The organism is uncultured Hyphomicrobium sp. (assembly GCF_902826555.1).
Lineage (GTDB): Bacteria > Pseudomonadota > Alphaproteobacteria > Rhizobiales > Hyphomicrobiaceae > Hyphomicrobium_C.
The window spans coordinates 24,854-33,124 of sequence record NZ_CADEFI010000038.1 but is presented as its reverse complement, the minus strand read 5'-3'; the positions used below and the strand labels follow the sequence as shown (position 1 = coordinate 33,124).

General features: G+C 61.1%; 8 protein-coding genes. 5 read left to right on the top strand and 3 right to left on the bottom strand.

The window, feature by feature from the left end; genetic code table 11:
• Nucleotides 1-91: 91 nt before the first annotated feature.
• Nucleotides 92-961 (bottom strand): arginase family protein, encoded by an 870-nt coding sequence (locus tag QZV93_RS14270; RefSeq protein ID WP_295559300.1) that lies wholly within the window; start codon nucleotides 959-961, stop codon nucleotides 92-94.
• Between the two features lie 176 nt (nucleotides 962-1,137).
• Between QZV93_RS14270 and QZV93_RS14265 the strand changes: the two genes are divergently transcribed.
• Together QZV93_RS14265 and QZV93_RS14260 are read left to right on the top strand one after the other, a co-directional pair.
• Complete coding sequence (locus QZV93_RS14265; protein WP_295559299.1) at nucleotides 1,138-2,526, top strand: pentapeptide repeat-containing protein; 1,389 nt, start codon at nucleotides 1,138-1,140, stop codon at nucleotides 2,524-2,526.
• Nucleotides 2,527-2,663: 137 nt separating this feature from the next.
• Nucleotides 2,664-2,912 (top strand): hypothetical protein, encoded by a 249-nt coding sequence (locus QZV93_RS14260; RefSeq protein WP_295559298.1) that lies wholly within the window; start codon nucleotides 2,664-2,666, stop codon nucleotides 2,910-2,912.
• Here the strand turns inward: QZV93_RS14260 and QZV93_RS14255 are convergent.
• Complete coding sequence (locus QZV93_RS14255; protein ID WP_295559297.1) at nucleotides 2,838-4,070, bottom strand: hypothetical protein; 1,233 nt, start codon at nucleotides 4,068-4,070, stop codon at nucleotides 2,838-2,840. The genes QZV93_RS14260 and QZV93_RS14255 overlap by 75 nt on opposite strands.
• A 771-nt stretch (nucleotides 4,071-4,841) precedes the next feature.
• Here QZV93_RS14255 and QZV93_RS14250 point away from each other — a divergent pair.
• Together QZV93_RS14250 and QZV93_RS14245 are read left to right on the top strand one after the other, a co-directional pair.
• On the top strand, nucleotides 4,842-5,111 hold the full coding sequence (locus QZV93_RS14250) for a hypothetical protein (protein WP_295559296.1): 270 nt from the start codon (nucleotides 4,842-4,844) through the stop codon (nucleotides 5,109-5,111).
• A gap of 150 nt (nucleotides 5,112-5,261) precedes the next feature.
• On the top strand, nucleotides 5,262-6,401 hold the full coding sequence (locus QZV93_RS14245; RefSeq protein ID WP_295559295.1) for a hypothetical protein: 1,140 nt from the start codon (nucleotides 5,262-5,264) through the stop codon (nucleotides 6,399-6,401).
• A gap of 153 nt (nucleotides 6,402-6,554) precedes the next feature.
• Here the strand turns inward: QZV93_RS14245 and QZV93_RS14240 are convergent, their stop codons facing one another.
• Nucleotides 6,555-7,418 (bottom strand): hypothetical protein, encoded by an 864-nt coding sequence (locus QZV93_RS14240; RefSeq protein ID WP_295559294.1) that lies wholly within the window; start codon nucleotides 7,416-7,418, stop codon nucleotides 6,555-6,557.
• 250 nt (nucleotides 7,419-7,668) lie between these two features.
• On the opposite strand from QZV93_RS14240, the gene QZV93_RS14235 reads away from it, so the two are divergent.
• A partial coding sequence (locus QZV93_RS14235; RefSeq protein WP_295559293.1) for a DUF3592 domain-containing protein occupies nucleotides 7,669-8,271 on the top strand: 603 nt, incomplete at its 3' end.

Genomic DNA, 8,271 nt, shown 5'->3' with positions numbered 1-8,271 from the left:
AGCCCCACCCGCTCTTCAAAAGCTTCATCACCGCCGCCATGGAGCAGAGCCGCCTCGTCTAAGGAGCGAGTGCGCACACCGGCCGCGAAGCTCAAACGCCTTCCGCGATCGTACGCAGCAGAGCGAGCGCGATTCCCGGCACGCGATCCTCCGTGTCGAACGCAGGATCGTAGGCGCTGAGTGTCACGGCGCGCACTGGCGTTGCCTTCATGAGCGCAGACAGCAGCCGGTCGAGCTCGCCGCCGTCGAGACCATCCGGCGCACCGAACACATTCACGGGCGCGATCGTCCTATCGAGAACGTCCAGGTCGATGTGCACATAAAGCCCCGTGACATCGGGCGATAAACGGCCGATCTGCTCGACCAGCGTCTCCGGCGTGCGCAGCTCCTTGCAGCTAAGTTGGCGGATATTCGAAGCCTCGAGGCGGCGAACCTCCGACGGATCGTCGAACGAACGCGCCCCCGCCAGCACGACCGCCGTCTCCGGCACGGCACAAGCACCCGGTATCGTCGCATGCAGTCCCTGCCAGGCGCTTCCCGTGACCACAGAGAGACCCATGCTGTCGAAGTAGCCCGAGATCGTCGACGCGGGCTCGCAGAAGTCAGGATGCGCGTCGAACCACACGACTCCGGGCGAGGCTTCTCCAAGGCCCGCGACGACACCCACCGCCGAGAAGCAGCTTCCCGCAAGAACGACCGAAAACGCGTTGCTCTCGCGCGCACGCCGAACCTGCTCGGATACGAGCCGTATCAGCTCGAACGCCGCATCGGCCTCGCCGTACCCGGTGCTCGTGAATTTCGGATCAAGCTCGATCGTGTGGCAACGAACGGCAGCGCCGTTCGATGACAGCGCCGACACAGCTCCACGCGCAAGCAGGTGCTCCGGACCACAGCCGACCCCATGCCGGAGCCGACCCAGCTCATACGGAACAACGATGATTGAGAATGCGGTGTTGCTCATGGGGTGCTCGCAATTTGTGGTCTCTGAACACCATTTCAGCGCACCAAGAAGCACGCCGCTCCAAAAACATCTGTCGGAGCGGCAATCGAGGAGGTTGGCCGGTGCAAAATCCATTATCCACAAGTTCATTATTCAAAGGAGTAACTAGAGATGCGTGCCAGTGCTAAATTTAACTTATGACCAATGAGAAAAAAATTGCGAAAGTTCTGGAGCAAACTCGCTGGTGGATCGAAACAAGGTACCGTCGCACCCGGCACGTCATAAAAAAGACTGGGCGAATAGCGAGCACAGCTTTCAACAAGGCGATCACGTTCTCAAGAAATGCGACAGTTCCGCTTGTAACCGCTTTGTATTGCGTCGCCGCCGCTCCTCTGATCTACGACCTCTTATGGCGAGCCCAAACAACGCCCTCCTCAAACGTCACAGAATTGAGGGACATACTACTTAGTCTTGGAGCGCTGCTGGGCACCCCTTTTGTAGCGTGGCGAACATTGGTTGCTTGGAAACAGGCAGAAACAGTCCAGCAAACTCACTTAACTGATCTATTCACCAAAGCGGTCGAGCAGCTGGGCGCCGAGAAAGAGGGCATTGACAAATCCGGACAGCCCACAAGAAAACCTAATACAGAACAACGAATAGGTGCAATCCTCGCCCTTGAACGCATAGCCCATGATTCCGCAAAGGATTACTGGCGAGTAATGGAGGTACTAGCTTCCTACATCCGAAACAATTCGCAGCCACCAACCATATTTACTGAACCCACATCAGACGCGGTAGACCTTGAAAGCGCGCTCGCAAAATTTAGAGAACAGATCCCGACGCCACCAACCGACATTCAGGTTGCTATCGACGTACTAGCGCGCCGAGGCTCTCGCGGCACAGCTTTCGAGAGAAAACACAGACTCCGACTTGATCTATCTGGCGTGAATCTTCAAAAGATTCGTTTTTCAAGGTGGTATGACGATGAAACCGGAGCAACCAACGCCACGTTTACTCACGTCGACTTCAATTGCGCGCACCTAGATGAGTGCGAACTTATAGACGCAAATTTTTCAAATTGCATTTTTAATAACGCCAGCCTGATTGGGGTCACCGCCTACAGCGCGATACTCAAGAACGCCACGTTTTACGAAGCTAATCTCGATGGCGCCAATTTTGCCGGCGCAAACCTAAAAGGAGCCGATATTCAGAAGGCGAAGGGCCGCGGATGTGATATGAGTGAGGCCAATCTCCGTGACGGCGGCCTAATCTCCTGTGATCTTTCTCGTTCGAATTTTAGAAACGCGAACCTCGCGAAGAGCGGAGTTGGAGGAAACAACTTCGCGCATGCAGATATTTCTGGCGTCGACCTCAGCCAGACTCATTTTTTCGGAAACGTCTTGAAAGACGCCAGCGTGTACGACGTAGATTTCACCAAGCTGGACACCCGCTTCATAGAAGATAAGTTGAACCTCGAGAATGCCTATGGTGACACGACCACAAAGACCGGAAGCCTGAATCGCCCAGCTAGTTGGCCAGATCGCGAATTGTCGTGGCAGGAACGGCGCGAAAAGTTAGAAATTTAAGCAGCCAAAACAAACCGCACTCGGCAACAAACCTCCCCACAGCAAATTCACAGCCCTTCCTCACCGTCGCGCCCGAATCGCGGCACACAGAGAGTTGCCGCTCCACCCGTGCGCGTCGCGGCCAAGGGAGTCCGGATTTGCTCGGATTCATTTCCATCTTCGCGGCCAGCGTCGCGGGCTTCGCCGACATCGGCATCTGGGCCGTCGCCGCATGCGCGATCGCGCTCGCCTCCACCTCATACGCTGAGCATCACGCGCTTTACCGGCGCGGCCAGGAGCTTGGCCTCACCGACACACTCCGCGCTACCGTCCTACGTAGTTTCGGCAACGGCCTGATCGCTTCCGGCGCCGCCTACTTCTGCGGCTGGTTTCTGCGCCTGATCTGACCAGCGTGGCAACCATGCCCTGTCGTAGCGCTTCTGCGTACGCGCGTCCGCAACACGCTGCCGACCGTATCGAATGCTCTTCCGCAGCCGTGACGTCGACTTCCCGATTTCCCAGCGCTTTTTTCTGATCGCCCGAAGCGCCGCCTCATAGGCCGCGTCTGCGTCGTTGAGATTCTGTGCTTCAATCCTATTGAAGTCCTGCTCAGCGGCGAGAAGAGCCGTGAAATAGTGCATGTCGCCCTTCTCGACCCATTCCCAGGACGAAAGCGGCTGACAGCGATCCAATAGTACTATGGGACCCGGCGCGTACTGGTTGCCTTCAAGGCCCGCGCGCATGCGCATGTAAGCGGTCCAGGGGGTAGCCTCGATTTCGGCAAGATACCGCTTTGCCCTTGCAGCAACGATATCCCGGTCGCGCTCGGACGGCAGGTTACGAGCCAGCTCGATCACGAACTCATACGCTTCCTCGGCGGCATCAAAGTGTCCGAGCTTCCGAAGCTGATGAGCCTCGAGTTCCTTGATCTGGATGTCGTGCGAATGGCCGGGCAAACTGAGAGCGTTTCGGAAATGAGCGAGCGCGTCCAAATGCGCTTCGCCGCCCGACCGCGCAGCGGCAACCGCACCGCGCAGGCTATGCGCCGTGCAAAGCTCCTGCCTCAGGGAAACGGCCTCGCGCTCCGCGATGGTAAGCCTGTTTGTTATTGACGTTATCGCCTTACCCAACTGCCAGTCGGCACTCATGAGCACTGCCGGAGCGACGGCCCCATTGTCCCACCGGTTCTCGCGCAGAACGGCTTTCAAATCGGAATTGACGAATGATGGAGCGACGAGAGTCTGGCCTGGAGCCGGTCGCTGTATGGCATTGAGCGCCTTGTCCCGCACGTCCCTCAGGCGCGCATCTCTTGCACCGATGTACTCGTCCAGCCGCTTGTGAAGCACTCGCTCGTGATAGAGCCACCACTTCCATGCGCCGAACGCGGCGCCAAATAATCCAATGATCGTGGACCCATATTTTTGTAGGAAGGCCACGACGAGTGCGGTCGTGCCTGTGGTGTCCTGCCCAAATTTGACTAGAGCATCATTGATCTTCCGCGCCGCGAGTTCGTTCTCGGTAATCCAAGTTAGAACATGGCAAAGTGTTTCCTCTCCGCACGACATCGCCCACCCCGCAATACAAATGAATTGGCAATGACGAGCACAATGCGCTTCGCACATTAACGTGTACAGACATCCGAGCGCCTACCGGCGCGCGAATCCACAATGTTGCGTGGCACCCTCGCTACAAGCCACCCCTTCGTAGTCGCGGCTCCCCCACTTCTGCGGCACACTTCGAAACGCGCGTGAACACGCGTTTCGAAGTGTGCCGCGTGCTTTAAAACGCCTGCGCAACGCTCGCGCCCGCAAACAGCAAATCACAAATCTTATCCCCACTGCCTCGCACCGCATCTAACCTTGCCTCATCCCGCTCATTCGGGGGTCCGGTGTGAGCTGGACATCGCGGCGAGCGGGGGCGGCGTCTTCCCTCTCTGCTAGTTCCATCAGCTAGTTCTGGAAGTGTGCGCAGCGGTCTCGCTCATCGAGGAGACCAACTCGTCGGCGGTTGGATGGTCGCGGGCGGGGCTGCGTTACCGGTGGAGGCGTTTGCGTGGAGCGGCGAAAGCCGCATCTGTCCAGTGGTCGGCTTCCGCCGCTCCACCCCCGAAAGGGGATCGAACTTCACTTGCGCCTCCGGCGCGACCCGCTCTTTGAACCGAACCGGCCCGCACCCGCGAGACATGCGTCCCCGCGGCTATCCCAGCGCGCCCACGCACCGGCCACACCCCGCACGCGTGACGCCAACGCACCCACATCCCTAAAGTTGCGCACGAAACCAATGGGCGGGCGGAGCGTTTGCAGACCACGACGCAACACTACCTAAGGAGAACACTCATGAGCATCACAGCGACGCGTATCGCGCTCGCGGGCGCCGCCCTCGGCACCGTGCTTGCGCTCACCGCCACGAGCGCCTCCGCCGCTATCGTTTGCAACGACGAAGGCGACTGCTGGCGCGTCAAGCATCGGTACGAGTACAAGCCCGAGTTCCGCCTCCACGTTCACCCGGACGATTGGAAGTGGGGCGACCACGACAAGCACAAATACCGCTGGCGCGAGAGCCGCGGCCGCGGCTACTGGCGCGAGGGCCTCTGGATCCAGTTCTGACGCCGCCGCGAGGCGATGGCGTGAAGCCGGCGGGGCGCGTCCCACGCTGGCTTCGCGCTGTTCACCGGCCGATCTTTGCCACGTGGTCCGTGCTAGCGTCACGGCGTGATGTGCCTCAACTCGTCCCAAGCGTCCCGCCGCCGTCACGCGATGCTGGCGCTCGCCATCGCCGCGCCGTGGCTCCTCACCGCCGGCCTCACGACGCCCACGCACGCCGAGCCGATCCCGCCCGCTCCCAAGAAAATCACCAAGCAGCAGGCGGCCGCCGTCGTCGCCTACGACAAGGCCCTCGCCGCGTTCAAGACCGTGCTCGCCCAGCGCAAAGCCGAGATCGACGCCCTCTCGGAACAAGCGAAGGCACCGCCACCCGTCGCAAAAAAGAAGCACGCAAAAAAGCTGCCGCCGCGCCCGGGACAAGCCATCTACCTCGCCCGCATGAAGGTGATGAGCACCTACAAGGACCTCACCGAGCTCATGCCGGAGCGCATCGGACCGCCGAACAAATACGGCGTGCCGCCGGACCACTTCGACGTCGCCATAGAGCCCCTGATCGAGGACTACGCCGAGATCTTCAAGGTGCTGCAAGCCCCACCCGCATACGCGCAGGCCTCCGACACGCCGATGCGCGACGTGGTCGATCTTGGACGCGTCATCGCCCGCGCCAAGGGAGCCGATCCCGAAACTGCGGACGCGGCGGGCCGCATCGCGCTCGGCATCTTCTTCGCCGAGACCAACGCGCGCCAGAACATCGGCAACGCGCGCTCGACCACCTACAAGGGCAGTCTGCAGACGGGCCCGGCCGAGGACAAACGCGGACAGCGGAAGTGGGCCGCCATCAAGGCCAAGGTGGCGAAGCTCGATCCGAAGCTCGCCGCCCGTGACGACGCGGAGGAAGCCCGCGCCAAGGGCATCGACCAGCGCTTCAATCATTGGACGGCCGTGCGCAACGGCCTCATGAACGCGCACGCCGACCTGTTCGCGGAGATTCCCGAAATCACGCGCATGCTGCCCGACGAGATCGACCAGATGAAGCTGTTCCAACTCATCCAGATCGTGCCGACACCGACCCGCGCCGCGCTGAAATCCGGCGACGTCGCAAACTACACGGTCACGAGCCGGCAGGTGATGGGCTTCCTGCGCAACAACAGCATGTTCACGTTCGGCAAGGCCAACCGCGCCAAGACCAAGGCGACCTATCGCGAGATCCTGGATGCCATGTGGCTGTTCGAGACGAAGTTCGCGAAGGCGAAGGCACAATACGAGGCCATCAGGCACGGCGCGGTGCAATAGATGCGGCCGCGGTTTCACCGCCCAGGCCCGCGCCGCAGAATCTTGTCCCCGGCGCCACGTGCCGGCCTTACCCTCGTCCGTCCCGCTCTTTGATCCTGCCTGAGATTCCGAGAGGCAAACTTTCACGCCGCGCGCCACCGCAGGCTCGCCCGGCTATTTGAACTCGTAGCTGAGCCGCATGCGCACGATGGCGTCCTCGCTGTCCCGGGTGAGGCCGAATGCGACACCGGCGCCAATCTCGAGCCCACCTTCGAGCTCGCCCAGGAGATTGATCCCCGCATACTGCTCGGTTTTGCCGCCGTCGAGCGTGAGCCCCTCGACGCTGTCGCCGAGACCACCGAACAGCTCCACGCCGAGCTTCACCTCCTCGAAGCCGCCGAAAAACGACTCGCGTCCGCCCTCGACCTCGAAGAGCGTATAGTTGAGGCCGGCGGCGTAGCCGAACTCCCAGTCGCCGTTATCGAGATTAGCCTCGTTGATCCAGTTGAAGGCGATGTCGAGGCGCTCCGAAAGATCCTGCCCGAGGATGAGCTTGCTTTCGATCTCATGCTCGGTCGATTCCTCGTCCTCCTCTTCACCATCGGTGCGCCCGGTGACGGTGTGCTTGTAACGATGCTCTGGCTCGGGCTGCTCGTATTCGATGTAGAGCACCGGGTTGAACGGCACGGTCTCACGGAAGAGGCGCACGCGGTTCTCGAAGCGCCAGCCGCCGAAGGCGTAAGACTCACCCTCCGTCGCAACACCCTCGAAATAGAGCGCCGAGGTCCAACGGTCGGTGACGCCGTACTCGAGCTCGACGAGCTGCGCCGCATAGCCTTCGGCGAGACCCACGGAGGAGAAGTCGGAGTAGACGCTGATCTCCGCCTCGCCTTTGTCCGCCATATGATGATTGTAAGTGACGAAGTTCGCTCCGCTTCCAGCCTGCGCGGACGAGATGAGGAACAGCGTCGTCACCCCCGCCGACAGGATCGCGGCCCAGGAGCCATGGATGCAATCGCGCACGCCCCCGATGGGCATTCTATGCCTCCGTACTTATGCTGTGGTAGTCTAGCAGAGACCTCCTAGACAAACCAAGTCGCCGGGATGCCCTGTTGAAAGAGCGTGGACAAAAAAGCCCATTGCAGCGCCGCCGACCCACGCGTTCAAGCCGGGCGTCCTGCGCAACGAGGGCATACGGCAACGCCACAATGTACCCCGGGGCACAGCGCGCACCGCGACGGCAAGCTACGCTGGAACGCTGGCCGATGACGGGAGGGGAATGAAAGCCATGAGTGCAGAGGTCCCGCGGGACGTTTTCTGGAGGCAATCGAACTTCGACGCCTGGGCCAACGCCACCAAGCGCCGTTACCTCGTTCTGCTCGCCGTGGCGGTGCTGCTTCTCGGAGCCGCCGGCGCCATCGCCGCAGCCGTCATGGGTCCGCGCCTCGTGCGCGAAGGGAGCTTGCTCTGGTTTGGCACCCACACCACGGGCGTCATCGATAGCAGCTCGGTCGAACGCGTCGGATCGTTCAAGGACGGTGCGCCGAAGTACCAGCTCACGATCGACTATAGCTTCGTCATCGACGGCGCCACCTACAGCGGACGCACTCTGCGCGGCGACGTCCGTACCCCGCCGGAGTTCGCACCCGGCGACCAGACCGGCCTATTCTACGAGGCGACGAACCCTGCCAACTCCGTCGCCGAGCACAACCTCAGGACCGACGTCTACGCGCTGGCCCTGTTCCTGCCGTTCCTGGTCGTCATCGGATTTGGCTCCACGCTCCTGTTCGCCGTTCGGTTCTGGAGGTGGGTAACACGGCGCAAGGCGAGCCCGCTCCGACAGTCCGACGTGACGAAGAATACGTACGCCCGGTCGCCGACGGTGAAGCGC

What these genes read in the sequence shown, in the direction of transcription:
- QZV93_RS14270 (WP_295559300.1), bottom strand. Translation starts at nt 961, where the DNA reads ATGAGCAACACCGCATTCTCAATCATCGTTGTTCCGTATGAGCTGGGT.
- QZV93_RS14265 (WP_295559299.1), top strand. Translation starts at nt 1,138, where the DNA reads ATGACCAATGAGAAAAAAATTGCGAAAGTTCTGGAGCAAACTCGCTGG.
- QZV93_RS14255 (WP_295559297.1), bottom strand. Translation starts at nt 4,070, where the DNA reads ATGTCGTGCGGAGAGGAAACACTTTGCCATGTTCTAACTTGGATTACC.
- QZV93_RS14250 (WP_295559296.1), top strand. Translation starts at nt 4,842, where the DNA reads ATGAGCATCACAGCGACGCGTATCGCGCTCGCGGGCGCCGCCCTCGGC.
- QZV93_RS14245 (WP_295559295.1), top strand. Translation starts at nt 5,262, where the DNA reads ATGCTGGCGCTCGCCATCGCCGCGCCGTGGCTCCTCACCGCCGGCCTC.
- QZV93_RS14240 (WP_295559294.1), bottom strand. Translation starts at nt 7,418, where the DNA reads ATGCCCATCGGGGGCGTGCGCGATTGCATCCATGGCTCCTGGGCCGCG.